This is a genomic window from Deinococcus aquiradiocola, assembly GCF_014646915.1.
GTDB lineage: Bacteria > Deinococcota > Deinococci > Deinococcales > Deinococcaceae > Deinococcus > Deinococcus aquiradiocola.
This window is the reverse complement of sequence record NZ_BMOE01000001.1, coordinates 233,055-257,798: the sequence shown is the minus strand read 5'-3', so window position 1 is coordinate 257,798 and position 24,744 is coordinate 233,055. Positions and strand designations below refer to the sequence as shown.

Below are 24,744 nucleotides of genomic sequence, written 5' to 3'. Positions count from 1 at the left end.
TGGGGTGGCGTCAGGGTTCGGGGCGGAAGGTGCCGGCCTTCACGTCACGCAGGAACTGGACCGTCTCGCGGGCCACGTCGCGCGGGTGACTGTCGATCAGGGCGTGCGTGCCGCCCTGCACGGTGCAGGCGCGCGCGTACGGGAGGCGGCCGCACAGCACGTCGAGCGTCCACGAGCGGATCACGGGGTCGGCCGAGCCGTCCACCACCAGGGCCGGACAGTGCACCTGCGCGATGAGCGGCCCCGTCTCGTGCCGCGTCTGGTCCTGCGCGAGCCGGTACGTCCTGAGCGGCGAGACGCGCAGGTACGCGCTCAGCGCGAAGGGGTACAGCCTGAGGCGTTCGCGCGGCAGGTTCAGCAGGAAGCGCACGATCTGCGCCGTGACGCTCGGGTTCTCGGGAATGCCGGTCGGGGCGCACAGGGTGAGGCTCTCGGGAAGGTGCGGGTAGCGGGCCGCCACGTCGATGATGACCTCGCCGCCCAGCGAGTGCCCCAGCAGCGGCACGCCGTGCAGGCCGCGCGCCGTGAGCCAGTCGGCGAGGTGGTCGGTGAGCTGCTCGATGCGGTACGGGCCGCGCGGGTGCGCCTGACTGAAACCCATGCCGGGGTGGTCGTACACCCAGACGGTATGTTCGCGCCGCAGGATGCGCGCGAGGCGGCGGTACATCCACGACGCGCAGCCCAGACCCGGCACGATCACGAGCGGCGCGGCGTCCGGCGGTCCGGGGTACACGCGCGCGTGCCGGATCAGGCCGTTCACCCGGACGAAATGCGAGTACGGCGCAGCAGATGGGGTCAAGGGGCGCTCCGTCCGGCACGCGGGTCGTTCAGGAAGGCGAGGACCTCGCGGTTGAAGCCCGGCGCCTCGTCCACCATCAGGACGTGCCCGGCGCGCGGCAGCAGCACGTACCGCGCGTCCGGCAGGGCCGACGCGAGCGCCTCGCCGAGCGCCGGGGGGAGCAGCACGTCCCGCCCGCCCCAGATGACCAGCGTCGGCTGCCGCACGTCCGGCAGCAGGTCCGTCACGTCGTCGCTCAGCAGGTCTCGGCTCGACCGCACGAGGTTCGGCAGGCCCGCCCGCGCGCCGTCCGCCAGGATGGTCGGCACGAACCCCAGCCGCCCGTACCGCAGGGCGCGCGGCAACTGCGCCGCGACGCGCCACCACTCGCGGTGCAGCAGGCCGCTCGCGGCCGCCAGCACCAGCCGCGTCACCCGCTCGCCCTGCAGCGCCGCGGCGCGCAGCGCGATCTGCCCGCCCATGCTGTGCCCCAGCAGCGTCACGTCCCGCAGGTCTGCCGCAGCGATCCACTCGGCGACCAGGGCGGCCGCGTCGCGCACGCCGAGCGCCCGCTGGCGCCGCCGCAGCGACCCGAACCCCACCAGTTCCACCACGTACACGGTCCGTTCGCGCTCCAGCACCGGCAGGTTCGCCCGCCACCAGCGGCGCGACCCGCTCAGCCCGTGAATGAGCACCAGCGGCGCCGCCTCGCCCGGCGGGCGGCCACTGCGCCGGAAGTACAGTCGGCGCGACCCGGACACGTACACCTCCGGCGGACGCTCCCGCGTCAGCACGCCGTCCCCGGCAGGTGAACGGAGGAGCGGTGGGCAGGGCGGGCGGCGAGGGTGGACGCGGCGGTCACGTGCGGAGCGTAGCATGCCGCGCCGCGCCCCTCTGTCGCCGGACAGACAGCAGGAACACCACCGCGCGGACCCCCACAGGCCCCACGGACGACGTGCGCACCCGGCCAAAAAGACCGGACGCGCACGCCACAGACGACTGAACTGTCCACCGCACGCGGCGGCAGGAGGGGACCGGTGAGCCCTCATACGGTTTTGATCCGATTCCAGGGCTGCCGGAAACAGCACCGACATCCCTTCCATCTTCTCCAAACCGTACTTTTTGGTGCTCGCTTCGCTCGGCTGAACTCTACAAGTTCAGCTCAAAACCGTATCAGACCGTCAGGATCTCAGCCCGCCAGGGTCGGGGCCGTCACCGGCAGCATCGTCAGGAACAGCTGGTGAATGCGGGCGTCCCGCGTGAGTTCCGGGTGGAAGCTCGACGCGAGCAGCCGTCCCTCACGCGCCAGGACCACCTGCTCCCCCTGACGCGCCAGGACCTGCACGCCCTCCCCCACCGACTCGATCACGGGCGCACGGATGAACATCGCCGGGAACGGCGCGTCCAGCCCGCCCACCACGAGCGGCCCCTGGAAGCTGTCCACCTGACGTCCGAACGCGTTGCGCTGCACCACGATGTCCATCAGGTCCAGGCTCGGCTGCGTCCCGAACTGCGGCGGCGCGCCACGCACCGCGCCGCTCATCAGGATGGCGCCCGCGCACGTCCCGAACACCGCGCCGCCCGCCGCGTGAAACGCCCGGATCGGCTCACGCAGCCCGTAATCCAGCATCAGCTTGCCCATCGTCGTGGACTCGCCGCCCGGAATGACCAGACCCGACAGGCCCGGCAAATCCGCCGGGAGGCGCACCTCCCGCACCGTCACGCCCAGCGACTCCAGCACGCGCCGGTGCTCCCGGAACGCGCCCTGCAGCGCCAGCACCCCCACCACCGGCCCACCCGCTCCGCTCGGCCCTTCAGGCGGCAGGTGCCCACCCGCTCTGCTCGGCCCTTCGGGCGGCAGGGTGTTACCAGCCACGCGTGGCGAGGCGTTCCTTGAGTTCCAGGGTGTCGAGGTTGATGCCCACCATCGGCTCGCCCAGGTCGGTGCTCACCTCGGCCAGCACGTCGGGGTTGTCGAAGTGCGTCACGGCCTTCACGATGGCGCGCGCGCGCTTCTCGATCTTGGCAAGGTCGCCCTCGCCGCTCTTGAAGATGCCGCTGCCCACGAACACGCCGTCCAGGCCGAGCTGCATCATCAGGGCCGCGTCGGCGGGCGTGGCGATGCCGCCCGCCGCGAAGTTCACGACCGGCAGCGTGCCGTGCTCGTGCACGTACCGCACCAGTTCGTACGGGGCCTGCAGGTCGCGGGCGACCGTCATGAGTTCCTCGGTCGGGCGGGCCTGGACGCTGCGGATCTCGCCCAGGATGGTGCGCGCGTGACGCACGGCCTCCACGACGTTCCCGGTGCCCGCCTCGCCCTTCGTGCGGATCATGCTGGCGCCCTCACCGATGCGGCGCAGGGCCTCGCCGAGGTTCTTGCTGCCGTTCACGAACGGGACCTTGAACTTCGACTTCTCGATGTGGAAGGCCTCGTCGGCGGGCGTGAGGACCTCGCTCTCGTCGATGAAGTCCACGCCGAGCGACTGCAGGATCTGCGCTTCCACGAAGTGCCCGATCCGGACCTTCGCCATGACGGGGATGCTGACGGCGCCGATGATGCCGCGGATCATCTGCGGGTCGCTCATGCGGGCCACGCCGCCGTCCTTGCGGATGTCGGCGGGAACGCGTTCCAGTGCCATGACGGCGGTCGCGCCGGCGGCCTCGGCGATGCGGGCCTGGTCGGGCGTGACGACGTCCATGATGACGCCGCCCTTGAACATCTCGGCGAAGCCGGTCTTGATCTGGATGGTGGCGGTCTGGGTGATGTTGTCCATGCGGGCAGCATACCGAAAACTGGCCCCATGATTAAGGCCAGTTCAGGGATTGCAGTGGTGCCAGTTTGGCCCTGGTGGGGCGGCCCGCTTCAGGGCGTCAGCGCTTCAGGAGGTCTGCGGGGGCAGGTTCAGCACCCGCCGGATGATCTCCACGAGCTGCGACGGCCGGAAAGGCTTGGTGAGGTACGCCGCGCCGAGCCGCGCGCCGATCTCCTGCTGCGCCTGACCGCTCACGCCCGACAGGAACACGATGGGCGGGCAGCCGCTCAGCTCCTGCATGCGGCGCGCCGTGTCGAAACCGTCCCAGGGAGACATCAGCACGTCCATCACCACGAGGTCGAAGCGGTCCCGCTGCACGGCCGCGAGCGCCTCCTGCCCGGACGTGGCCGTCGTGACGCAGAAGCCGCGCGCGGTGAGACTCAGGTGCAGCAGTTCCAGAATCTGCACCTCGTCGTCGACGACCAGCAGGGTGGGGCACTCGACGGACCTCACGGCGCGTCCATCAGGGCAGCAGGCCCAGCGGGTTCACGGGCCGCCCGCCGAGACGCACCTCGAAGTGCAGGTGCGGGCCGGTGCACATGCCGGAGCAGCCGACGTAGCCGAGCACGTCGCCGCGCTGCACGTGCTGCCCGACGCTGACGGCCGTGCGGCTCATGTGACCGTAGATGATGAGGGCCTCGCCGGTGTCGGTGTACACGTTGTTGCCGAAGGCGCCGTAGCCGCTCTCGGTGACGGTGCCGGACGCGGCCGAGTAGATCGGCGTGCCGTACGGCGCGGCGAGGTCCACGCCGCCGTGGAAGAACTCCTTGTGGAACTCGATGTCCTCTTCACCGAAGCGGCTGGTGATGCGGTAACTGCGCAGCGGCCAGATGAGGCCCCCGCCGACCGAGCCGCTCGACGCGGCGCGGACGGTGCTGCCGCGCGGCGCGCTGGCGACCGCCCGGGCCTGCAGGGCCGCAGCCCGCTGGGCGGCGTCGTAGCGGGCCTGCGCCTCGTACTTCGCGATGAGCGCCTGACGCTGCGGGCTCTTCTGGTACGCGAGGTACTTCTCGTACTGCTCCTGGATGGCGTACTGGCGCTTGAGTTTCTGGGTTTTGACCTTGTCCTGGTACGCGAGGTACTTCTCGTACTGCGCCTGGACGCGCGCCTGCCGGGCCGCTTCCTTCTGGCGTTCCTGCCGAGCGATCAGCTGGTCGCGGAAGCCGGTAGCGATCACGCCGGGCAGCAGCAGGTAGTCGCCGACGTGCAGTTCGTTCGGCAGGCCGATGCCGTTCGCGAGGGCGACGCGGGCGGGGTCGGCGCGGTACGCGTGCGTGAGGCCCTGCACGGTCTGGCCGTCCTTGATGCGGACGAGCAGGCCCGGAGCGTCCGGGATGAACAGCCGCTCGCCGACCGAGAGGCGGTCGAGCGTCTCGCGGCTGAGGTTGGCGCTCAGCAGTTCCGTGACGCTCAGACCGTGCCGCGCGGCGACACCCGCCATGGTGTCGCCCTCCTGCACGGTGTACACCTGCACGCCGGGCGGCAGCTGCCCGTCCTCGGTGACGGCGTTGCGCAGCGACACGGCGACGACCGCGCCTGCCGGGAGCGGGCCGGGCCGGGCGGTGGACAGGGCGGAGACGTCCACGCCGTAACTGTCGGCGATGGCCTGCGCGGTGTCGCCCGCGCGCGCGACGACGTACACCGCGCCGGGCCGGGTGGGGGCGACGTGCGCGGGGAGGGTCAGGCCGGGGGCGCGCAGGGTGACCTGCGGCAGGGCGTGTTCCAGGACGGGAGAGGTGGCGTGCGCGGTGGCCGAGAGGGTCATCAGGCCCAGGCTGATGAGGGTAACGGTGCGGACCGGGCCAGAGAGGGGTTGATGAATCACAGGGATCTCCATCCGGGGGCGGGCCAGGGGCACGCGGCGTCCGGTGTTCAGTCACACTCGCGGCGGTGGGAGGCGGTGAGTCCACCCGTCCCGCCCGACACAGCATGAAGTTTAGCTTAATGTTCGCGGATCGGGAGCGTCAAACGCCGCGCCTCGACCGGCCCGGTCATCATGCCGCCCCTGCATGAGCCTCACCTAAACCCCGACCACACCCGCCCCCGCCCCGCCGCACCCGCACACACACACGAAAAACCCCCGCACGCGGCGGGGGAACATGAGAAACGGAACCGTGAGCTCCGGCGCGGCCACCGGGCCGCTCCAGGCTCAGCTCTTGACGGGCGCGGGCGTGCCCTTGCCGCGGTTCTGGCTGCGCTCCTCGAAGAACACGATCATCGGCGAGACGATGTAGATGCTGCTGTACGTCCCCACCACGATCCCCACGATCATCGCGATCGAGAAGTCGCGCAGCACCGGACCGCCGAACACCAGCAGCGCGAGCAGGGGAAGCAGCGTGCAGACCGAGGTCATCACGGTCCGAGACAGCGTCTGGTTGATGCTGCCGTTCACGATGGCGCGCGAAGTCTGGCCGCGCATGACCTTGTGGTTCTCACGGATGCGGTCCGACACGATGATCGAGTCGTTCAGCGAGTACCCGATCACGGTCAGGACCGCCGCGACCGTCGCGATCCCGAACTCCAGGTGCAGCAGGCTGTACAGGCCCATCACGATCGCCACGTCGTGGAACACCGCGAACACCGACCCGGCCCCCGTCACGAGATCGAAGCGGAACCACACGTACGCCAGGATGAGCGCCAGGCCCAGCAGCACGGCGTAGATGGTCTGCGTGGTGAGTTCCTGCCCGACGGCCGGCCCGATCGTCTCGGTCTGCTGTACCTGGCCGCCCGGCAGGGCCGAGATGCGGGCCGAGATGGCCTTGATCTGCGTGTCGTTGAGCTGCGGGACCTTCACGGTGTACTGCGCGCCCTGAATGCCGGGCGTGAGGCTGCGCTGGATGGTGGAGTTCTGCGCGGTCACGTTCGCGATGCCTGCCCCGGTCACGGCGGTCCGGACGGCCTCCACGTCGGTGCTGGTGTCGGCGCGCACGGTGAGGCTCGTGCCGGACGTGAAGTCCACGCCGTAGTTCAGGCCGCGGACGCCGAGCAGGACCGCCCCGCCGAGCGCGAGGAGCAGCGAGATGCTCGTCACGATGGGCGCGACCTTGATGTAGTCGAAGTGCGGCACGCCGATCCGGGCGGGCGCGGTGAAGTCGCGGCGGCGCGACAGCCACTGCAGCATCCACCTCGCGAACACCAGGTTCGAGAAGGCGGACGCGACCACGCCGATGATCAGCGTCACCGCGAAGCCCTTCACGGGGCCGCTCGCGTACGCGTACAGCGCCAGCGCGGACAGCAGGTGCGAGGCGTTCACGTCGAGGATCGTCATGGTGGAGTGCTCGTAGCCTGCCTGGATGCTGTTCTTGATGCCCTTGCCGATCTTCAGTTCTTCCTTGATGCGCTCGAAGGAGATGACGTTCCCGTCGATGGCCGCACCGATCGTCAGGACGAGACCCGCGATGCCGGGCAGCGTGAGCGTCGCGCCCAGCCCGCCGAGCAGGCCGAGAATGATGACGCTGGAGAACAGCAGGCCGAGCGCGCCGACCAGACCGAACCACAGGCCGTAGTAGAAGAACAGCATCACGAACACCAGCGCGATCCCGACGAGCGCGGCGATGGCGCCGCTGCGGATGGCGTCCGCACCGAGGCTCGGCCCGATGGCGCGCTCCTCGTCGATCTTGATCTTGATGGGCAGGCTGCCGGACTTCAGCACGAGGGCCAGCTGGCTCGCCTGCTCCTGCGTGAAGGTCCCGGAAATCTGGAAGGAGTTGTACAGCGCCGACTGGATGGTGGCGACGCTCTTGATCTGGTTGTCGAGCACGATCGCCATGAGACGGCCGACGTTCTTGCCGGTGAAGTCCCCGAAGGCGGTGGCGCCCTTGCTGTTGTTGGTGACCTGCACGATCCAGCGGCCGGACTGGTCGGTGCCGGCGCTCGCGTTGGAGATCAGCTCACCGGTCGCCTGCACCGGGCCGAGGTCCGTGAGGGCGTAGCCGCTGCTGTCGGGGTTCTTCTGCTGGAGGGCCGCGTCGGGCTTCGCGCCCTGGTTGACGATCCGGAACTCCAGTTTCGCCTGCTGCTGGATGATGCTGCGCGCCCGGTCCTGCTGGGCGGGCGTCGCGCCGGGGATCTCGACCACGACGCGCTTGCCGCCCGCGACGGTCACGGTCGGTTCGGTCACGCCGAGCGAGTTGATGCGGTTCTCGATGATCGTCTTGACCTGGTCGAGCTGTTCGCGGGTGGCGGTGCCGCTCTCGGGCGACAGCGCGATCCGCAGGCCGCCGCGCAGGTCGAGGCCCAGCGTCACGAACTGGTAGTTGCTGTCGTTGAGGGTCCAGAGGTTCTGCTTGTGCTCCCAGGGCCGCCACACGAACAGCAGCGAGAGGAGCAGCACGGCGAGCAGCATGAAGGTGGTGGTGGGACTGGCCTTGGCGGGCGGCGCCTTGCGTTTCGGCGTGGGGCGACGCTTCTGGTTGGGGTTCATCAGGGACATGAGGTCTCCGGGGCTGAGGTGAGGCGGGAAGTGGAGGGGCGGGCGCGGGGGCCGCCGCGAACGCCAGCGTCGGCCCCTGAGGGGACCGGGCACACCGGGAGGGCGGCCGTCCGGGCGTTCCTAGCCGCCGTCGAGGTTCAGGCGGCCGAGCGTCACGAGGCGCGGCTGGACGCCGGGGACCGCGTGCAGGCGCGGCACGGCGAGCGGGCGCGGCCATGCGCGCAGGGCCGGGGCGGGCGCCTCACTGACCTGACCGGGACCGCCCACGCTGGGCTGCGGAACCGGGACGGGCCGCAGTTCCGGCAGGGCCGGACTCGTCTGCGACGCCAGCGCCTGCCGCGCGTGCAGGGACTCGCCGAGCGTCAGCCCGAACACCAGCCACGCGAGCGGGAGCAGCACCGACACCAGCGCGCGCATCCACACGGCGGGCAGGGCGCGGGCGTCGCGGCCGGTCGGGGCGGGGTCGGGTGGAGGGGGTGCGGTCATGGGGAGCTTTCGGGCGCGGGGGCGGGCCGCGCGGCACCGCCCGCGTGCCGGACAGCCCACGATATCAGGTCCGCCTGACGCGGATCTCACAGCCTCTCGGCCCGTGCGCCGTGCGGGCGGAGCGTCGTACGGCGCGGCCCTGGCCCCACGCGTCATAATGGCCGTGATGTCAGTTCCGGAACCCGTCCATTCCCTGCAGAATCCCCAGGTCAAACGCCTCGTGCGCCTCAAGTCCCGCCGTGAACGCGACGCGGAAGGCGTGTGGCTCGTGGAGGGCGCGCGTGAACTGAGCCGCGCGCACGAGGCGGGCGTGCAGCTGCGGCAGCTGTTCGTGTGCCCGGACCTGTACAGCGACGAGGCCCGCGAGGTCGCCGGGGCGCTGCAGGACGCGGCCGGGAACGTGACGGTGCTGGGCCGCGCGCCCTTCGAGAAGGCCAGTCACCGCGAGAACCCGGACGGCCTGCTCGCGCTCGCCGAACCGTTCCGGCCCGCCCTGCCGGAGCCGGGCGAGGACACGCTGGTGCTGCTGCTGATGGGGCTGGAGAAACCCGGGAACCTCGGGGCACTGCTGCGCACGGCGGACGGGGTGGGCGTGGACGCCGTCCTGGTGGTCGGGGACGGCACGGACCTCGGGAATCCCGGCGTGATCCGCGCGAGCCAGGGCAGCGTCTTCTCGCGCCCCGTGGCGGGCCTGCCCGAGGCGGACGCGCTCGCGTGGCTGCGGCGGCACGGCTTCCGGCTGGTGGCGTGCACGCCCGAGGCGAGCACCGTGTACTGGGACGCGCCGCTCACGGGCCGCGTGGCATTGTGCCTGGGAAGCGAGCACGACGGCCTGCCCGCCCACTGGCGCGAGCAGGCGGACGTGCGCGTCGGGATTCCCATGCAGGGGCAGGCGGACAGCCTGAACGTGTCCGTGGCAGGTGCGCTCGTGCTGTACGAGGCGCTCAGGCAGCGGCGCGCCGGGAGGGGCGCGTGAACGTCAGCAGCCTGAGCAGCGACCCGTACCGCGACTGGCTGCGGCAGACACTGAGCCCCGAGATGGGCCTGCGCCGCGCCGACACGCTCGTGCAGGCGGCCGTCACCCGGCGCGGCTGGCCCGCCATGCAGCCCTTCGGGCCGCGCGAGGTGGTGGCCGTGCTGCAGGACATGTACGGCACGCTGCGCGAGGACCTCGGCGACGCCCGCGCCGACAAGTGGCTGGAGGCCGCCACGCAGTCCCTGTCGCTGTTCATGCAGACGGCCCCCGCGCCCGTCAAACCGGACCCGAACGCCGAACCGGTCCGCGCGCCCGTCAAGTGGGGCCGCCGCGCGCACGACCTGCCGCTGCTGCTCGCCCGCGTGCACAGCGAGACGGCGCAGCGCTCCCTGGACGCCATCCGCGTCACACCGGAACTCGCGGGCCTGGAACGCGCCGCCGAGTGGGACGTGCAGGCCACGCACGCCGAACTGCGCCGCTGGGAGGCCGAGGACCGACTGAGCAGCATGCGCGCCGAGCACGCCCGCGCCGAGATGGCCGAACAGGTCCGCAGCGCCCGCGCGCAGGAACGCCTGCTGGACCTCACGGTCCGCGAACTGGAGAGCGAACTGAAGTTCACGGAGCAGGCGCAGCGGCGCGGCAACGTGCCCGGTGACGGGCGCAACAACAGCTCCATGACCACGCAGCTCGCGCACAACCGCCTGATGCTCACGCAGACGCGCGCCTTCCTGGAGGTGTTCGCGCCGCTCGCAGACGAGCAGTTCGCGGACGTGGCCCCCCTGGTGCCGGACATCGACCTGGAAGCGCAGCGGCTCAGCATCAGCGTGCAGCTGCACCCGAACGTGCTGCGTGCCCGCCACACCCTGAACTACGCCGAGTGGCAGGCGGGCGACGCGGCCGACAGCGACCCGCGCGTGCGCGAGGCCCAGCAGGCGCTCGCGCAGGTGGAGCGCGAGGCGGCCGCGCTGCTGCAGGACACGCTGAACACGGCCCGGCAGCACCAGATGCAGTTCTCGGCGCTGCGGCAGCGTTCGCAGGAGCTGGAGCGCCGCGTGGCGCAGCTGAGCGGCGCGGGCGGCGACCCGCTCTCGCTGGCGCGCGTGCAGTTCGAGGCGCAGCAGCTCCGCGCCGCGATCCGCGTGCACGCCGACCGGCTGCTGGAGGCGCTCGGCCTGCTGGACGCCCTCGGCGGGAACTGAACGGCACGCGCACGGCACCCCGGCCCCCGCACTCCGCGGCCCTGCCGGGCCGGAACGCGCTTCAGTGTTTCTGCGGTTGCTCCTCATGCACTTGCGGCGGGGCCACCCCTTGCCGGTATGCTGTGCGTACCGGGCTGGACGGTATCCATGACAGGCCAGTGTGCCCGGCTCGACCGGACCACGCGGGATGAAGCACGGGAAGTCCACGGCGCAGGCGTGCGCGCCGCACTCCGGCCCGACATCACGAATCAGGCGGACAAGCACCGCGACAGCAGGTCACGAGGGGGATGTTATGAAATCAGCACGCATTCTGGGCATGATTCTCGCGGGCGGGCAGGGCAGCCGTCTCTCACCACTCACCCTGAAACGCTCCAAGCCGGCCGTGCCGTTCGGCAGCAAGTACCGCATCATCGATTTCGCGATCAACAACTTCATGAACAGCGACATCTTCAGCATCTACGTGCTGACGCAGTTCAAGGCGCAGAGCCTCACGGAGCACATCCAGCGCGGCTGGCGTTTCGGGACGTTCCTCAGCGATTACTTCATCACGCTGGTGCCCGCGCAGATGTACCGCTTCGAGGAGCTGGGGCCCGTCTGGTACCGCGGCACGGCGGACGCGGTGTACCAGAACATGCACCTGATCGACAACTACGACGCGGATTACGTCGCGATCTTCAGCGGCGACCACATCTACAAGATGAACATCCGGCACATGGTCGAGCAGCACATCGACGCGGGCGCGGACGTCACCATCGCCGCGTACCCCATGCCGCAGACCGAAGCGCACCGGTTCGGTGTGATGCAGGTGGACGACAACTGGCGCGTCACGGAGTTCCTCGAGAAGCCCGCCAACCCGCCCGGCATTCCCGGTGACCCCACCACGACCCTGACGAGCATGGGCAACTACATCTTCTCCCGCAAGGCGCTCGACGAGTTGCTGAACACCAACATGGGCGGCGACCTGGCCGGGTTCGACTTCGGCGGGGACGTCATCCCGCACGCGCTCGCGGCCGGGTACAAGGTGCAGGCCTACGACTTCCACAAGAACCCGATTCCCGGTCAGGAAGGCATCGCGAACACGTACTGGAAGGACGTGGGGACGCTCGACGCGTACTACGAGGCGAACATGGACCTCGTGAGCGTCTCGCCGGAATTCGACCTGTACAACCACCAGTGGCCGCTGCGCACCAGCAGCGAGTTCTCGCCGCCCACGAAGTTCGTGCACGAGGTCGAGGGCCGCAAGGGGCAGGCGTTCAACAGCATCATGGCGGGCGGCACCATCATCAGCGGCGGTACCGTGCGTGACAGCGTGCTGGGCCGCGCCGTGCGCACGCACAGTTACTCGCTGGTGGAGAGCAGCGTGCTGTTCGACAATGTCGAGGTGCACCGCAACGCGCACATCCGCCGGGCCATCATCGACAAGGATGTCGAGGTGCCCGAGGGAACCCGTATCGGCCTGAACGCCGAGGAGGACGCGGCGCGCGGCTTCAAGATCACCGAGAGCGGCATCGTGGTCGTCCCGAAAGGCTACAGGTTCTGACCCTCGCGGCTGGGTGCGTGCCGCGTGAGGGCACGCTCAGGGCCGCGTGAGGGGCCGTCACCGGGCCGTCAGCTTCGCGGCCTATACTCTGGGCATGAAGAGGACCCTGCTGGCCCTGCTGCTGGCCGCCACGACCAGTCTGACCGCCGCCCAGTCCGGCGGCACCCTGAACGGACTGACGGTGAGCGGCACGGTGAGCGGTCCCCTGCCCGCGCAGGCCCGCATCGGCGGGTTCACGATGGACCCGGGCGGTCAGCCGGTGTCGGAACTGGCGAGCGTGCCCGTCACGGGCAGCCGTTTCAGCATCGACCTGCCGAGCGTCCTGCCGCCCCAGCGGACGCTGGTGCAGCTGCGCCCGGACGCGATCTTCTGGCCGGGCGTGCTGGAGCCCGTGACGGTCCAGGGGCAGGCGAGCATCGCGGAACTGCGCTTCTACGTGTACGGCGACGGGAACGGCAACGGCCGCCGCGACGACACCGAGGGACTGCAGGAAACGTCGGCATTCGTGGGCAAGTCGGTGCTCGTGGTGAGTTTCGCGAGCAGCGCGTCGCAGGTGGGCGCCGCACGCGGCTTCCAGGCGAACCTGAAGCCCGGCTGGAACGGCCTGCTGATCGACGTGGGCCGCGCCGTGAAGGTCACGTCGAGCGGCACCGTGAACGGTGTGACGGTCAACACGCAGCGCTGAACCACGCAGAGAGCGGCGCGGCCATCCCACGGGAGGCCGCGCCGTTCCGCGTTCCGCGTTAAGGCTGCAGCAGCTGCGCGTACGCCTGCAGGTACTGCGGCACGATCAGCGACGGGTGGAAGTGCTCCACCGCCCGCCTGCGCGCCGCCTGACCCATCGCGAGGTACGTGTCCCGGTCACGCAGGATGGACAGGGCGGCGTGCGCCATGGTGTCCACGTCGCCCACCCCGGCGAGGGCGCCCGTCACGCCGTCCAGCACCACTTCCGGAATGCCGCCCGCGCGCGTTGCGACGACCGGCACCTCGCACGCCATGGCCTCCAGCGCTGCCAGACCGAAGCTTTCCTGGCTGCTCGGCAGGAGGAACAGGTCCGCGATGCCCAGCACCGACTGCACCTCCGGGAAGGACCCCAGGAACTGCACGCGCCCGATCACGCCGAGCCGTTGCGCCAGCTCGAAGGCCGCGACGCGTTCCGGCCCGTCCCCGATCATCAGGAGGCGAGCCGGGAGTTCCGACGCGACGCGCGCGAACGTCTCGATCACGTCCGTCGCGCGCTTCACGGGCCGGAAGTTGCTGACGTGCACGATCAGCGCCTCGTCCGGGTGCGCGAAGCGGGCGCGCACCGTCGGGTCCGGGTTGCGCCGGAAGCGGTCCGTGTCCACGAAGTTGTGAATCACCTCGATCGGCACGTCCACCCCGAACACGTCCCGCGTCTGGTCCGCCAGGAACTTCGACACGGCCGTCACCATGTCGGACTTCAGGATCGCGTGCCGCGTGCTGTGCAGGAAGCTGGGGTCCGCGCCGACCAGCGTCACGTCGGTGCCGTGAAGCGTCGTGATGACGCGCGAACGGCCCGTGATGGCGCGCGCGTGGATGGCGGCCGTCGCGTGCGGAATCGCGTAGTGCGCGTGCGTCAGGTCCAGGTCGTGCTCCAGGATCACTTCGGTCAGGGCGTTCGCGGCGCTCAGTTCCGGGTACGGCTGCTCGAACAGCGCGTACGCGTAACTGCTCACCTGATGGAAGTACGGCCCCCGCCCGAACAGGCCCGGATGCCCGCCCAGCCGGAACGGCACGGACGCGCCCACGAAGTGCACCTCGTGCCCGGCCCTGGCGACCTCCAGGCCGAGTTCCGTGGCCACCACCCCGGAACCGCCCGCGCCGGAGTGACACAGCACGCCGACCTTCATGGCTTCCCGGCGGCGCGGGCCGCAGGCTGACGGGTGGACAGGTGGTCAGTGAGCATCGGGTGCGGAGTATAGCGGTCCGTCGTCAGTTCCGGTGTTCGCGGCGCGCAATCCGGCACCCCGGACAGGCATTCGTGAGGGAAGCGTGAAAAAGGTCATGGCGGCCCTTCAGGCACGTGCCCATCATGCAGCCAATGACCACCCCCACCCGCCCCGCGGCCGACACCGGCTTCGCGCTCGTGACCGACTCGACCTGCGACCTCGGCCCGGCAGACCTGCGGAACATGAACGTCACCTCGCTGCCCCTCACCGTCACCCTGCAGGGCCGCCGCTACCAGGACTGGACGGAACTCGACCCGGAAACCCTCTACGACCGTATGCGCGCCGGCCACCAGGCCACCACCGAACCCCCCAGCGTGGAGGCCTTCATGCGCGCGTACCGCCCCCACCTCGACGCGGGCCGGGACGTGCTCAGCCTCCACCTGTCCGCCAGCATCTCCGACACCGCCGGGCACGCCCGGCAGGCCGCGAAGGAACTCGGCGCGGCCGACCGCGTCACCGTCTTCGACTCGCGCATGGCGTCCGCCGGACTCGCCGAGCTGCTCATCGCCGCCGCCAGCCACCGCGACCGGCACCTCAGCGTCCAGCAGGCCACGCAGGCCCTGGAAACGCTGCGCGGGAACATCCACGCGGAATTCGTGGTCCCGAACCTCGAATACCTGCAGCGCGGCGGCCGCCTCTCCCGCGCCGCGCTGGTCCTCGGCAACCTGACCGGCATGCGGCCCGTCCTCGGCTTCGAGAACGGCAGCATCGCCGCGCGCCGCCGCGTCCGCGTGAACACCGCCGAACAGGACCTCGTCCGGCACCTCGAACAGCACGCGCAGGGCCGGCCCGTCAACGTCACCGTGTATCACGCGGGGCGCGACCCGGAACGCCTGCAGGACCTCCAGAACGCCGTGAAACGCTCCTCCCTGCAGGTCAGGCGCGGCCGCCTTCAGCTGCTCGGCTGCGTCATCGGCGCGCACGTCGGCCCCGGCACGTACGGCTTCATGGTCTCCCCCACCGACACACCCTGACGCGCCCGGCAACGTCCGTACACAAGACGCACCCGACCCGCTAAAGTGTGACTCAACATGCGATTCCTCGTTGCCCTGCTGCTGCTGCTCGCCACCACCATCGGGCTCATCTACCACTACGGCGGCATCAAGCTCGGGCTGGTCACCGTGAACAACACGCGCATGTGGAACGTGACCGGCGAGACGAGCTACTCGTACCTCAACGGCAGCGCCGGAGTGGATGTCGAGGGCGAATGCACGTCACGCTCCGGCACGGTGATCCTGCGCCTCATCAGCCCGGAAGGCGAGCAGGTGGGCGGGCAGCAGTGCCCGAAAGGCCACTGGCGGATCAGGATGGCGAACAAGGACAAGATCGGCGTGTACCAGCTGAAGATCACGTACCTTGACTACTTCGGCACACTCGACATCAAGGTGCAGCGCTGACAGGGAAACCGGACGGTGAGAGGCCGTTCACACCTGACAGAAGAGGAGCGGCTCCCCGTGTATGGGTGCCGCTCCTCTGATTGTGGTGGGGTCTGGTTACTTCTGGGCGGCCTGCGCGGCGGCTTCTTTGTTGATGCGCTTGGCGAGGCGGCTCTTCTTGCGGGCCGCGGTGTTGCGGTGCATGGTGCTGCCCTTGGCGGCCTTGTCGATCAGGCTCTCGGCCTTGCGCTGCATTTCGGCGGCGTTGTCGGCGCTGAGGTGGGCGGCTTCGACGGCCTTCTTGACGAAGGTCTTGATGGTGCTCTTGCGGCTGCGGTTGAGGGCGCGGCGCTTGAGGCTCTGGCGGTGGCGTTTCTGGGCGGACTTGTGGCGTAAGGCCATGATGGTCTCCTTCTCCCGCGTGGGCGGGGCGGTTCCTGCCGGGCGGGCGGGAACGCGAGCGTCAGGGGGGCGCGCTGGCCTCCGTGCGCGGCCTGCGTGGCGGGTGCCGTGCAGGTGTGCCTGCGGTACAGGCAACTTATGAAGTGTACAGGGTGTGGCGGGTGTGGGCAAGTGCCGGGGGGCGGGTGGGAGAATGCGGGCATGAGGCGTGGTCGTGAACGGCGTGACGGTGAGGGCAGTGTGGGGGCGCAGCGGGCGCGGTCGCCGGAGGAGGTGCGGGAGGCGCTGCTGATGTATGCGTTCCGTGCGCTGGGGCAGCGGGCGCTGAGCGAGGCGGAACTGCGGGCGCGGATGCTGCGGCGCTCGGAGGACGCGGCACTGGTGGAGGGCGTGCTGGGGCGGGTGCGGGAGCTGGGGTACCTGAGTGATGAGCAGGTGGCGTTGTCGGAGGCGCGGCGGCCGGGGGTGGGGGCGGGGCGGGTGCGGCAGAAGTTGCGGCAGCGGGGCGTGGCGGGCGCGCTGATCGAGGAGGTGCTGGAGGCGCGGGATCCGGAGGTGGAGGTGCTGGAGGCGCGGCAGCTGCTGGCGCGGCGCTGGCCGGGGTTCCTGCGGGCGCCGGACCCGAAGCGGCGGGCGTTCGCGTTCCTGGTGCGGCGGGGGTACGCGCCGGGCCTGATCTGGTCGCTGCTGAAGGACATGCCGGAGGCGGGCGACGTGCTGGAGATGGACGGGGAGGGGTGGGGCGGGGACCTGGAGGAGTGATCCGGCGTTCGTCCGGTCCGGCCTGAGCGTGAGGTGCGGCGGGGGCGCGGGGCCTGGACGCCCGTTCGGCTCCGTTCGCGTCCCCGGGCGACCGGGGTGCCTGGGCGGGGTGGGGCGGTCTGGCAGCTCGTTTAGACTGGGGGGATGAGTTCCGGTCCCGATGTCGCGCCTGTCCATCCCGAGTCCTCCCCTGCCCGGTCGTCCGTGGAGGCGGCGTTTCCGGGGGCGCGGCCGACGGCGCTGGTGATCGTGGGGGGCAGCATGGCGGCCGTGAAGGCGCCGTCGGCGCTGCGGCGGTTGCGGGAGGCGGGTTTCCGGACGCGGGTGATCGCGACGCGGGCGGCCCTGGCGTTCGTGACGCCGCTCAGCCTGAGCACGGCGGCGGACGACGCGGTGGCGACGGACGAGTCGTGGTTCGTGCCGCAGCCGTCCGCGCAGCACCTGACGCTGGCGCGGTGTGACGTGGCGGTGTGCGTGGGGGCGGGCGCGGACCTGCTGGCGCGGGCGGCGCAGGGGCGGGCGAGCGACCTGGCGAGCGCGACGCTGCTGAGCGTGCCGGGGCCGGTGCTGTGGGTCCCGGCGATGAACGAGCGGATGTGGTCGCATCCGGCGGTGCAGGCGAACGTGGCGGTGCTGCGCGGGTTCGGGCACCGGTTCCTGGGGCCGGAGTACGGGGCGTTCGGGTCGAGCGGCGAGGGGGAGGGGCTGGGGCGCATGGCGGAGCCGGAGGCGATCGCGGCGGCGGCACTGGCGCTGGTGCGGCCGCGCGTGCAGGATCTGGCGGGGCGGCGGGTGGTGGTGTCGGCCGGGCCGACGCGGGAGTACCTGGACCCGGTGCGGTTCATCAGCAATCCGAGCAGCGGGAAGATGGGGTTCGCGGTGGCCGAGGAAGCGCGGGACCGGGGCGCGCGGGTGGTGCTGGTGTCGGGTCCGGTGTCGCTGCCGGACCCGGCGGGCATGGAGGTGCGCCGGGTGGATTCGGCGCTGGAGTTGAGGGACGCGGTGGTGGGTGCGGCGCTGGGGGCGGACGTAGTGGTGATGACGGCGGCGGTCGCGGATTACCGGGCGGCGGAGCAGTCGCAGGAGAAGCAGGCGAAGGTGGCGCAGGAGGTGGTGGTGCGTCTGGTGCCGAATCCGGACATCCTGGCGGAGCTGGGGGGACAAAAGGGCCGCCGGGTACTGGTAGGCTTTGCGATGGAGACGCATGCGGGCGTGGAGCGCGCGGCGGCGAAGGCGCAGCGGAAGAACGCGGATTTCATCCTGTTGAATTATCCGACGCAGGAGGGGACGTCGTTCGGCGGGGACGACAACGAGGTGACGCTGGTGCGGCCGGACGGGTCGTGGGAGGCGTGGCCGCGCACGTCGAAGCGGGAGGTGGCGCGGCGGTTGCTGGATGAGGCGGTGCGTCTGCTGCCCGGGGACTGAGTGGGCGTGGGGCATGGTGGCATGAATGAGCGCTTGCATATTCAGCCCATTTGTGTATAACTATTCATCATGCTCAGCAAGGACCAGCGGCACCGCCGCATTCAGGACATCATCGCGCAGGACAGCATCGCCACGCAGGCGGAGCTCGTCGCCCGGCTGCGCGCAGAGGGCATCGTGGTCACGCAGGCCACCGTCAGCCGCGACATCAACGAACTGCGCCTCGTGCGCCTCCCGGTCGGCAAGGGTCGCCACCGCTACTCGCTCGCGCAGGTCAACCACCACGACACCACCCAGGTGGAACTCGAACGCCTCTTCCAGAACTTCGTGACGGACGTGGACCGCGGCGAGAACGTCCTCGTGATCCGCACCGCCGACGGGCACGCGACCGGCGTGGCCCTGCTCCTCGACCGCCTGCGGCGGGACGACATCGTGGGCACCATCGCGGGCGAGGACACCATCTTCGTGGTGGCGCGCAGCGTGCAGGACGGCGAGGTGCTGATGGAGGAATTCAACGAGATGATGCTCGGCTGACCCCCGCTCCCCGGTCGTCTGCCCCTGGCGCGCGCCGACCGGACGGACGTATGCTGAACCTGCACCCTCCACCGCATCTTTACTCCCGGCGCGACCGGCACTCCGGGCACCAGGTGTTCCCGGGTGAGGCACCACCCGCCCGACATACCGTACCTTGTACACCAAGGACCCTGTCCTTCCCCCCTCGACCGCCTGCCCCGCCCGGGCACGCGGCCCCTGCCGCCCCCGGCGCAAGGAGACCCCATGACCCCCCACACCCCACCGGCACCCCAGCAAGGGCGTGCCGCATGACCGACCAGCGCTCCCGCCCCGCCCCCGACAGCCCCGGCGACAGTTACAACTACGCCGACCTGCAGAACAAGATCCTGCCGGAACTGCACCTGATTGCGGCCGGCATGGGCATCGAACACTACCGCAAGCTCAAGAAGGACGCCCTCGCCCTCGCCATCCTGGAGCGGCAGGCGGAACGCGACGGGCAGGTCCTCGCGAGCGGCTACCTGGAGATCGCGCCGGACGGATACGGCTTCCTGCAGCGCGACCTGCTGGACGCCGAATCGCGCACGGTGCTCGTCACGGCCGGCGTCATCAAGCAGAACCACCTGCGGACCGGCGACCAGGTGATCGGCCGCGCCCGCACCCCCCGCGAGAACGAACGCTACGGGACGCTCGTGCGCGTCGAGGCGATCAACGGCCTGGAGCCCGAAGCGGCCCGCCTGCGCCCCCGCTTCGACGACCTGACGCCCACCTTCCCGGAACAGCAGCTGGTGCTGGAAGAGCCGGGCCGTGACGACGGCCTGAGCCTGCGCGTGGTGGACCTGCTCGTCCCGATCGGGCTGGGGCAGCGCGCGCTGATCGTGGCGCCCCCCAAGGCCGGCAAGACCACGCTGCTGAAGAAGATCGCGAACAGCATCGTCCGCAACTACCCGAACGTGACCGTGATGGTCCTGCTCGTCGACGAGCGCCCCGAGGAGGTCACGGACTTCCGCGAGAGCGTGGAGGGCGCGCAGGTCATCGCGAGCACCTTCGACGAGCCGCCGCAGAACCACGTGCGCGTCGCGGAATTCGTGCACGAACGCGCCCGGCGCATCGTGGAGGACGGCGGGGACGTCGTGATCCTCCTCGACAGCATCACGCGCCTCGCCCGCGCGAACAACCTCGTGACGCCCCCCACCGGCCGCACCCTGTCCGGCGGTCTGGACAGCAACGCCCTGCACTGGCCGAAACGCTTCCTGGGCGCGGCCCGCAACATCCGGGGCGGCGGCAGCCTCACGATCCTCGCGACGGCGCTCGTCGAGACAGGCTCCCGCATGGACGACGTGATCTTCGAGGAGTTCAAGGGGACCGGCAACGCCGAACTGGTGCTGTCGCGCCGCCTGGAGGAACGCCGCGTGTTCCCCGCCATGGACATCACGAAGTCCGGCACGCGCCGCGAGGAGCTGCTGATGGACCCCGGCACCCTGCAGAAGATGTGGCTGCTGCGCAAGGTCATCAGCGACATGGATCCCGCCGACGCGATGGAGATGCTGCTCGGCCGCATGGGCAAGACCCGCAACAACCAGGAGTTCCTGTCCGCCCTCGCCGGAGGGTAACCCGGAGTTCCGCCCGCCCGCCCGCCCACCCCGCCGCGTCCACCCGGACCGGCGGGGTTCTCCTGTGGTGGGTGAACGGTTCCCCTGCACGGCGCTGACGTGTTTCAGGCATGCTGGAGCGCGTCATGCTTCCGTACTCCTCTCCCCTCCCGTCCGTCCGCCACCCCTCCTGCTGCCTCGTGGCCGCCCTGCCCCTGCTGGGGGCACTGCTGGGCAGCGTGGGGCACGCGCAGGCGCTGCAGGTGTCGCTCGGCGGGGCGTACGGCACGGACGGCCGCGCGTCCCTCAGTCCGGCCGTCACGATCCTGAACGCGACCATCGTGGCGGGCTTCGGCGTGAACGCCCGCGTCACGGCGGACCTGGGCGCACGGAACGCCCTGGACGGCTCGCTGCTGGCGGTGCTGCCGGTCGGTCCGTCCACGTCCAGCTGGAACGTGTACGCCGGGCCGGGCGTGTCCCTGACCTTCGGGCGGCCCGTGCTGCTGCGCCCCAGCGTCACGGCGGGCCTCAGCAACGAACTGAACGGCCAGACGCAGCTGTTCGCGGAGGTGAGCGCCGTGTGGCAGGGGCCGCTGCTGGGGCGCGCGGGCTTCACGTACTCGTTCTGACGGACAGGGCGGGCGTGTTGACCTGACGTTCATCTGTTCCGTCCTTCAAGGCTCCGTGAGACTTTCTGAGGAAGCGACTCATGTTGCTGGCCCAGGCTGGAAGGCATGAAGAACTTCCTCGCTCTGACCGCCACCGTCGTCGCCGCCACCCTCGCCACCGCTGGCGCGCAGACCTACACCCCCAACCTCAACAACGTCGAACTCGGCCTGAACGGCGGGTACCAGCAGGGCCTCAGCGGCGGCATCACGCTGCGCGCCGGGAACGTCGCCGGTCCCTTCGGCTTCCGCGTCGGCGCCGACTACAGCCGCGTCAACGACTCCCTGAACGACGACGCCAACCTCGGCCTCGGCACCTGGGGCACCTACAAGCAGGCGGGCGGCAGCGAGTCCGGCCACAGCACCACCCTCAGCGCCGACGCCACCTACGACCTGCCCTCCGCCGTGCCCGGCGTGAACGCCTACGTGTACGGCGGCGCGCGCTACAACATGTTCCAGGCCGTCGCGGACTTCGGCAACGGTGGCGGCAAGACCACCTACACCGCCAACCAGATCGGCCTGGGCGCGGGCGTCGCGGCCGGGTACGCCATCACCGGCAACCTCAGCCTGACCGGCGACCTCGGCTACGACCACTACTTCGCGGGCCCCATCAGCTACAACGACGGCACGAACAGCGGCACCGTGTCCAGCTCGGACGGCGCGGCGTACACGAACCTCGACAGCCTCGTGAACCAGCCCACCAACGTCGTCAAGGCCAAGATCGGCCTCGCCTACCGCTTCTGATCCCGCACTGACACTTCATACGGGCGCCCCCCACCATGACCGGTGGGGGGCGCTTTCCGTGCTGCTCATACGGTTTTGATGCTCGCGGCCGGGCGGCGGCTTCGCGTTCCGCTCGGCTGAACTCCAAAAGTTCAGCAACCGTATCAGGGGGTGAGGCGGTTGCGGTCGCGGGGGAAGGCGCGGGCGTACCGGACGTTCGCGATGCCCAGCAGGCGCGCCGTGAGGCGTTCCGCGCCGATGGCGAAGCCACCGTGCGGCGGCATGCCGTACTTGAAGACCTCGCTGTACCCGGCCAGCGATTCCGGGTTGAGCTTGTACGTGCGGATGCTGTCCATCAGCATCTCGTACTCGTTGATGCGCTGCCCGCCGGACGTGATCTCGATGCCGCGGAACAGCAGGTCGAAGCCGCGCGTGAGTTCGCCGCCCTCCTCGGGGTACGCGTAGAAGGGCCGGGCGGCGCGCGGGTACTTGGTGACGAACACGAAGTCACTGCCGTGCCGCTCCAGGTAGTACTGGCACAGCAGGCGTTCCGCTTCCGGGTCGAGGTCCTTGCCGCCCACCACGTGCCCGTACTCGCGGTGCACCAGTTCGCGCGCCTCCATCAGCGGGATGCGCGGGATGAAGTCCGGCAGGGCGGGCAGGGCCGCGCCGAGCAGCGCGAACTCGGCGGCGCAGGTGGCCTTCAGGTGCGCCATGATGCTCACGAGCAGGCGGTTCTCCAGGGCCATCACGTCCTCCTCGGAGTCGATGAAGCCCATCTCGACGTCGAGGCTGAGGTACTCGTTCAGGTGGCGGCTCGTGGCGTGCTCCTCGGCGCGGTACACGGGCGCGACCTCGTACACGCGCTCGAAGACGCCCACCATGATCTGCTTGTACAGCTGCGGGCTCTGCGCGAGGTACGCCTGCTCGCCGAAGTAGTCGAGCTTGAAGAGGTTCGCGCCGCCCTCCGCGCCGGCCGAGACGATCTTCGGCGTGCTGATCTCGGTGAAGCCCTCGGCGTTCAGGTGCTCGTGGAAGGCGCGCACGAGTTCCGCCTGCACGCGCAGCGTCGCGCGTTCCTTCAGGCCGCGCAGCGACACGTAGCGGTAGTCGAGCATGGTCTCAGGGTTGACGTTCCACTCCATCTTCGGGATTTCGAGCGGGCTGGCCTGCACGGCGGCGCTCAGCACGCGGAAGTCCGTGATCTGGATCTCGTACCCGCCGGGCGCCTTGGGGTGCGCCTTGACGGTGCCGGTCACCTCGATGCTGCTCTCCGGGAGGGGCAGGTGCAGGCCGCTGCCGACGCACTGCGCGACGCCGCTCACGTCGCGCAGCACCGCGAACTGCACGCCGCCCAGGTCGCGGCGGGCGTGCAGGAAGCCCTGCAGGCGCACCTGCTGCCCGTCGTGGCGGCCGAGGTCGCGGGTGAGGGTGCGGGGGAGGGCGTGGGTGGCTTGCGCGGGCGTTTCGGGGGTGGTCATGGGACTCCTTCTGGCGGCGGGCGGGAAAGGGAACGCCCCCGCTCCGTTGAGGGGCGGGGGCGCGATACACGGCAACGGCGTCCCCTACCGGGAATCGTCGTTATTGGCGTTGCGGGCCGTGTTCATTGCCTGCGAGTGTAGCGGCGCGGCCCGCCGGGGGTCAAGGCGTGAGCTAGACGTGAGGTGCGGCGGCGGGCGCGGCGGACGGAGCGCTTGCGCGATGCGCGGAGGTACGCTAACCTGAGCCGCTCCGGAAGACAGACGCCGCAAGGCGCTGACACCGGCCAGGATTGTGGAGAGGTGCCCGAGTGGTTGAAGGGGTACGCCTGGAAAGCGTATGTGCTGGTAACGGTACCGTGAGTTCGAATCTCATCCTCTCCGCCAACCAAGAGCAGGCCCGCGAACGAGTGTCGCGGGCCTGCCTGCTTTGGCTCTCCGGTCAGGCGGGCGTGAGCGGCCCGTAGATGCGGGTCAGGTCCTTGCGGAGGGTGGCGACGTGGTTCGGGACGCCTTCCTCGCGGGCCAGCACCGCTCCCTTCTGGTCCACGCCGGGCCGCACGAGCGCCCACGCGACCAGCTCGCCGGACGCCTGCCGCAGGTGCAGCTTCAGACCTGCGGCCACGCCGTCACGGGCGTCCTGCGGCGCGATGGCCCACACGTCGTCCGCCGGGGTGACGGCATGCACCTGTTCCGGCACGTGCAGGCGCAGCAGTTCGCCTTTCAGCCAGTCCATCACGTCGCGCCGCCCGGCGAGCAGGCCGCGCCCGATGTCCGTCCGGACGTTGTTGAGCGTGATGGTCGTCCCGTTGCGGCGCGTGCTGGTGCCGCCTGCCGCCGCGATGAGCGCCATGCCCGCCGCGATGTCCCACTCGCTGCGCGGCGACATGGTGAAGGTCGCGTCGGCCTCGCCCGCCGCGATGCGCGCCATCTTCAGGGCGATGCTGCCGCTCGGGTGCATGGTCGGCAGCGGGTAGGCGTGCAGTTCGCGCTCGTGCTCGGTGTCGGACACCGCGATCACGCTCTGCTGCGGCGCGCGGTCACTGAAGCCTGCCGGGACGCCGTTCTTCCAGACGCCCTGGCCGACGATGCCGGTGAACAGTTCGTCGTTCTCCGGGGCGAGCACCACGCCGAGGACCGCCTCGCCGCGCACGCTCAGGCCGATGCTGACGCAGTAGTCGGGCTTGCCGTCCACGTACTCCTTCGTGCCGTCGATGGGGTCGATGATCCACACGCGCTCGCGGTCCAGGCGCTCGTCGGTGTCGAGCAGTTCCTCGCTCAGGATGCCGTCGTGCGGGAAGGCGGCGCGCAGGCCCGCCACGATGAGTTCGCTGGCCTCGCGGTCCGCGACGGTGACGGGGTCGTCCTGGGAGGTCTTGAGTTCCACCTCGAAGCCGTGGCGGCGGTAGTGCAGCAGGATGACGCCCGCCTGCCGGGCGAGGTCCTCCGCGACGAGGCGTTCCTGAGTGTAATCGGCTGAATTCGTCATCGGACCAGTGTAGTGCGTGCAGGACAGCCCGCTCCCCGGCGGCGGGAGGGCCGGAGCATGCAGACGGGGCGCCGGGACTGTCCGGCGCCCCGCTGGGGAACTCGTGCTCGGCTCGGGTGACCGAGCCGAGC

General features: G+C 70.5%; 24 protein-coding genes and 1 tRNA gene. 13 read left to right on the top strand and 12 right to left on the bottom strand.

What is annotated here, in order from left to right; genetic code table 11:
• Window positions 1-10: 10 nt before the first annotated feature.
• The 8 genes from IEY33_RS01230 to IEY33_RS01195 form a co-directional block, all read right to left on the bottom strand.
• Window positions 11-799, bottom strand: coding sequence for an alpha/beta fold hydrolase (locus IEY33_RS01230; RefSeq protein ID WP_188960404.1), 789 nt, complete (start codon window positions 797-799; stop codon window positions 11-13).
• Window positions 796-1,572 (bottom strand): alpha/beta fold hydrolase, encoded by a 777-nt coding sequence (locus IEY33_RS01225; protein WP_229670665.1) that lies wholly within the window; start codon window positions 1,570-1,572, stop codon window positions 796-798. Before IEY33_RS01225 ends, IEY33_RS01230 begins: the two co-directional genes overlap by 4 nt.
• 395 nt (window positions 1,573-1,967) lie before the next feature.
• On the bottom strand, window positions 1,968-2,603 hold the full coding sequence (pdxT, locus tag IEY33_RS01220; protein WP_505691146.1) for a pyridoxal 5'-phosphate synthase glutaminase subunit PdxT: 636 nt from the start codon (window positions 2,601-2,603) through the stop codon (window positions 1,968-1,970).
• Window positions 2,604-2,643: 40 nt separating this feature from the next.
• Window positions 2,644-3,552, bottom strand: coding sequence for a pyridoxal 5'-phosphate synthase lyase subunit PdxS (gene pdxS / locus IEY33_RS01215; RefSeq protein ID WP_188960402.1), 909 nt, complete (start codon window positions 3,550-3,552; stop codon window positions 2,644-2,646).
• Window positions 3,553-3,657: 105 nt separating this feature from the next.
• Window positions 3,658-4,044, bottom strand: coding sequence for a response regulator (locus IEY33_RS01210; protein WP_188960401.1), 387 nt, complete (start codon window positions 4,042-4,044; stop codon window positions 3,658-3,660).
• Between the two features lie 10 nt (window positions 4,045-4,054).
• The gene (locus tag IEY33_RS01205) at window positions 4,055-5,356 is read right to left on the bottom strand and encodes a peptidoglycan DD-metalloendopeptidase family protein (protein WP_229670664.1); all 1,302 of its coding nucleotides are present in this window, start codon (window positions 5,354-5,356) and stop codon (window positions 4,055-4,057) included.
• A 384-nt stretch (window positions 5,357-5,740) separates the two neighbouring features.
• Window positions 5,741-8,023 (bottom strand): protein translocase subunit SecD, encoded by a 2,283-nt coding sequence (secD, locus tag IEY33_RS01200; protein ID WP_188960400.1) that lies wholly within the window; start codon window positions 8,021-8,023, stop codon window positions 5,741-5,743.
• A gap of 120 nt (window positions 8,024-8,143) precedes the next feature.
• On the bottom strand, window positions 8,144-8,509 hold the full coding sequence (locus IEY33_RS01195) for a hypothetical protein (RefSeq protein ID WP_188960399.1): 366 nt from the start codon (window positions 8,507-8,509) through the stop codon (window positions 8,144-8,146).
• A 166-nt stretch (window positions 8,510-8,675) separates the two neighbouring features.
• Here IEY33_RS01195 and IEY33_RS01190 point away from each other — a divergent pair, with 166 nt between their 5' ends.
• The 4 genes from IEY33_RS01190 to IEY33_RS01175 all read left to right on the top strand — a co-directional run bounded on the left by IEY33_RS01190 (window position 8,676) and on the right by IEY33_RS01175 (window position 12,909).
• On the top strand, window positions 8,676-9,485 hold the full coding sequence (locus IEY33_RS01190; protein ID WP_188960398.1) for a TrmH family RNA methyltransferase: 810 nt from the start codon (window positions 8,676-8,678) through the stop codon (window positions 9,483-9,485).
• Window positions 9,482-10,684, top strand: coding sequence for a coiled-coil domain-containing protein (locus tag IEY33_RS01185; protein ID WP_188960397.1), 1,203 nt, complete (start codon window positions 9,482-9,484; stop codon window positions 10,682-10,684). Before IEY33_RS01190 ends, IEY33_RS01185 begins: the two co-directional genes overlap by 4 nt.
• A gap of 292 nt (window positions 10,685-10,976) precedes the next feature.
• Window positions 10,977-12,224 (top strand): glucose-1-phosphate adenylyltransferase, encoded by a 1,248-nt coding sequence (glgC, locus tag IEY33_RS01180; protein ID WP_188960396.1) that lies wholly within the window; start codon window positions 10,977-10,979, stop codon window positions 12,222-12,224.
• Window positions 12,225-12,318: 94 nt separating this feature from the next.
• Entirely contained in the window at window positions 12,319-12,909 is a 591-nt protein-coding gene (locus IEY33_RS01175; RefSeq protein WP_188960395.1) for a hypothetical protein, read from the top strand.
• 58 nt (window positions 12,910-12,967) lie between these two features.
• Here IEY33_RS01175 and bshA read toward each other — a convergent pair whose 3' ends face one another.
• Window positions 12,968-14,095: an N-acetyl-alpha-D-glucosaminyl L-malate synthase BshA gene (bshA, locus tag IEY33_RS01170; protein ID WP_188960394.1), complete on the bottom strand. Its 1,128-nt coding sequence runs from the start codon at window positions 14,093-14,095 to the stop codon at window positions 12,968-12,970.
• Window positions 14,096-14,286: 191 nt separating this feature from the next.
• On the opposite strand from bshA, the gene IEY33_RS01165 reads away from it, so the two are divergent.
• Window positions 14,287-15,168 carry a DegV family protein gene (locus IEY33_RS01165; protein ID WP_188960393.1) on the top strand — a complete coding sequence of 294 codons (882 nt, stop codon included), beginning with the start codon at window positions 14,287-14,289 and terminating at the stop codon, window positions 15,166-15,168.
• 57 nt (window positions 15,169-15,225) lie between these two features.
• Window positions 15,226-15,591: a hypothetical protein gene (locus IEY33_RS01160; protein WP_188960392.1), complete on the top strand. Its 366-nt coding sequence runs from the start codon at window positions 15,226-15,228 to the stop codon at window positions 15,589-15,591.
• Between the two features lie 96 nt (window positions 15,592-15,687).
• Here IEY33_RS01160 and rpsT read toward each other — a convergent pair whose 3' ends face one another.
• Window positions 15,688-15,972 carry a 30S ribosomal protein S20 gene (gene rpsT, locus IEY33_RS01155; RefSeq protein ID WP_188960391.1) on the bottom strand — a complete coding sequence of 95 codons (285 nt, stop codon included), beginning with the start codon at window positions 15,970-15,972 and terminating at the stop codon, window positions 15,688-15,690.
• Between the two features lie 201 nt (window positions 15,973-16,173).
• Between rpsT and IEY33_RS01150 the strand changes: the two genes are divergently transcribed.
• The 6 genes from IEY33_RS01150 to IEY33_RS01125 all read left to right on the top strand — a co-directional run bounded on the left by IEY33_RS01150 (window position 16,174) and on the right by IEY33_RS01125 (window position 21,667).
• The gene (locus tag IEY33_RS01150; RefSeq protein ID WP_188960390.1) at window positions 16,174-16,734 is read left to right on the top strand and encodes a RecX family transcriptional regulator; all 561 of its coding nucleotides are present in this window, start codon (window positions 16,174-16,176) and stop codon (window positions 16,732-16,734) included.
• Window positions 16,735-16,878: 144 nt separating this feature from the next.
• Window positions 16,879-18,159, top strand: a complete 1,281-nt coding sequence (gene coaBC, locus IEY33_RS01145; protein WP_188960389.1) for a bifunctional phosphopantothenoylcysteine decarboxylase/phosphopantothenate--cysteine ligase CoaBC — start codon at window positions 16,879-16,881, stop codon at window positions 18,157-18,159.
• A gap of 69 nt (window positions 18,160-18,228) precedes the next feature.
• On the top strand, window positions 18,229-18,690 hold the full coding sequence (gene argR / locus IEY33_RS01140; RefSeq protein WP_188960388.1) for an arginine repressor: 462 nt from the start codon (window positions 18,229-18,231) through the stop codon (window positions 18,688-18,690).
• Window positions 18,691-18,977: 287 nt separating this feature from the next.
• Window positions 18,978-20,279, top strand: coding sequence for a transcription termination factor Rho (gene rho, locus IEY33_RS01135; protein WP_188960387.1), 1,302 nt, complete (start codon window positions 18,978-18,980; stop codon window positions 20,277-20,279).
• A 125-nt stretch (window positions 20,280-20,404) separates the two neighbouring features.
• Entirely contained in the window at window positions 20,405-20,887 is a 483-nt protein-coding gene (locus IEY33_RS01130) for a hypothetical protein (protein ID WP_188960386.1), read from the top strand.
• Between the two features lie 105 nt (window positions 20,888-20,992).
• Window positions 20,993-21,667 carry a hypothetical protein gene (locus tag IEY33_RS01125; protein WP_188960385.1) on the top strand — a complete coding sequence of 225 codons (675 nt, stop codon included), beginning with the start codon at window positions 20,993-20,995 and terminating at the stop codon, window positions 21,665-21,667.
• A gap of 143 nt (window positions 21,668-21,810) precedes the next feature.
• Here IEY33_RS01125 and aspS read toward each other — a convergent pair whose 3' ends face one another.
• Window positions 21,811-23,127, bottom strand: a complete 1,317-nt coding sequence (gene aspS, locus IEY33_RS01120) for an aspartate--tRNA(Asn) ligase (RefSeq protein WP_188960384.1) — start codon at window positions 23,125-23,127, stop codon at window positions 21,811-21,813.
• Between the two features lie 294 nt (window positions 23,128-23,421).
• On the opposite strand from aspS, the gene IEY33_RS01115 reads away from it, so the two are divergent.
• Window positions 23,422-23,511: transfer RNA gene (locus IEY33_RS01115), tRNA-Ser, on the top strand.
• A 55-nt stretch (window positions 23,512-23,566) separates the two neighbouring features.
• On the opposite strand, the gene IEY33_RS01110 is transcribed toward IEY33_RS01115, so the two are convergent.
• Window positions 23,567-24,613, bottom strand: coding sequence for a 3'(2'),5'-bisphosphate nucleotidase CysQ (locus tag IEY33_RS01110; RefSeq protein WP_188960383.1), 1,047 nt, complete (start codon window positions 24,611-24,613; stop codon window positions 23,567-23,569).
• Window positions 24,614-24,744: the final 131 nt, after the last annotated feature.

Bases quoted from the DNA above. Each gene is read 5' to 3' on its own strand.
- secD (WP_188960400.1), bottom strand. From the start codon at position 8,023: ATGTCCCTGATGAACCCCAACCAGAAGCGTCGCCCCACGCCGAAACGC.
- bshA (WP_188960394.1), bottom strand. From the start codon at position 14,095: ATGAAGGTCGGCGTGCTGTGTCACTCCGGCGCGGGCGGTTCCGGGGTG.
- argR (WP_188960388.1), top strand. From the start codon at position 18,229: ATGCTCAGCAAGGACCAGCGGCACCGCCGCATTCAGGACATCATCGCG.
- IEY33_RS01125 (WP_188960385.1), top strand. From the start codon at position 20,993: ATGAAGAACTTCCTCGCTCTGACCGCCACCGTCGTCGCCGCCACCCTC.
- rpsT (WP_188960391.1), bottom strand. From the start codon at position 15,972: ATGGCCTTACGCCACAAGTCCGCCCAGAAACGCCACCGCCAGAGCCTC.
- glgC (WP_188960396.1), top strand. From the start codon at position 10,977: ATGAAATCAGCACGCATTCTGGGCATGATTCTCGCGGGCGGGCAGGGC.
- rho (WP_188960387.1), top strand. From the start codon at position 18,978: ATGACCGACCAGCGCTCCCGCCCCGCCCCCGACAGCCCCGGCGACAGT.
- IEY33_RS01160 (WP_188960392.1), top strand. From the start codon at position 15,226: ATGCGATTCCTCGTTGCCCTGCTGCTGCTGCTCGCCACCACCATCGGG.
- IEY33_RS01190 (WP_188960398.1), top strand. From the start codon at position 8,676: ATGTCAGTTCCGGAACCCGTCCATTCCCTGCAGAATCCCCAGGTCAAA.
- IEY33_RS01165 (WP_188960393.1), top strand. From the start codon at position 14,287: ATGACCACCCCCACCCGCCCCGCGGCCGACACCGGCTTCGCGCTCGTG.
- IEY33_RS01175 (WP_188960395.1), top strand. From the start codon at position 12,319: ATGAAGAGGACCCTGCTGGCCCTGCTGCTGGCCGCCACGACCAGTCTG.
- aspS (WP_188960384.1), bottom strand. From the start codon at position 23,127: ATGACCACCCCCGAAACGCCCGCGCAAGCCACCCACGCCCTCCCCCGC.
- IEY33_RS01150 (WP_188960390.1), top strand. From the start codon at position 16,174: ATGAGGCGTGGTCGTGAACGGCGTGACGGTGAGGGCAGTGTGGGGGCG.
- coaBC (WP_188960389.1), top strand. From the start codon at position 16,879: ATGAGTTCCGGTCCCGATGTCGCGCCTGTCCATCCCGAGTCCTCCCCT.
- IEY33_RS01195 (WP_188960399.1), bottom strand. From the start codon at position 8,509: ATGACCGCACCCCCTCCACCCGACCCCGCCCCGACCGGCCGCGACGCC.
- IEY33_RS01205 (WP_229670664.1), bottom strand. From the start codon at position 5,356: ATGACCCTCTCGGCCACCGCGCACGCCACCTCTCCCGTCCTGGAACAC.
- IEY33_RS01130 (WP_188960386.1), top strand. From the start codon at position 20,405: ATGCTTCCGTACTCCTCTCCCCTCCCGTCCGTCCGCCACCCCTCCTGC.
- IEY33_RS01110 (WP_188960383.1), bottom strand. From the start codon at position 24,613: ATGACGAATTCAGCCGATTACACTCAGGAACGCCTCGTCGCGGAGGAC.
- pdxS (WP_188960402.1), bottom strand. From the start codon at position 3,552: ATGGACAACATCACCCAGACCGCCACCATCCAGATCAAGACCGGCTTC.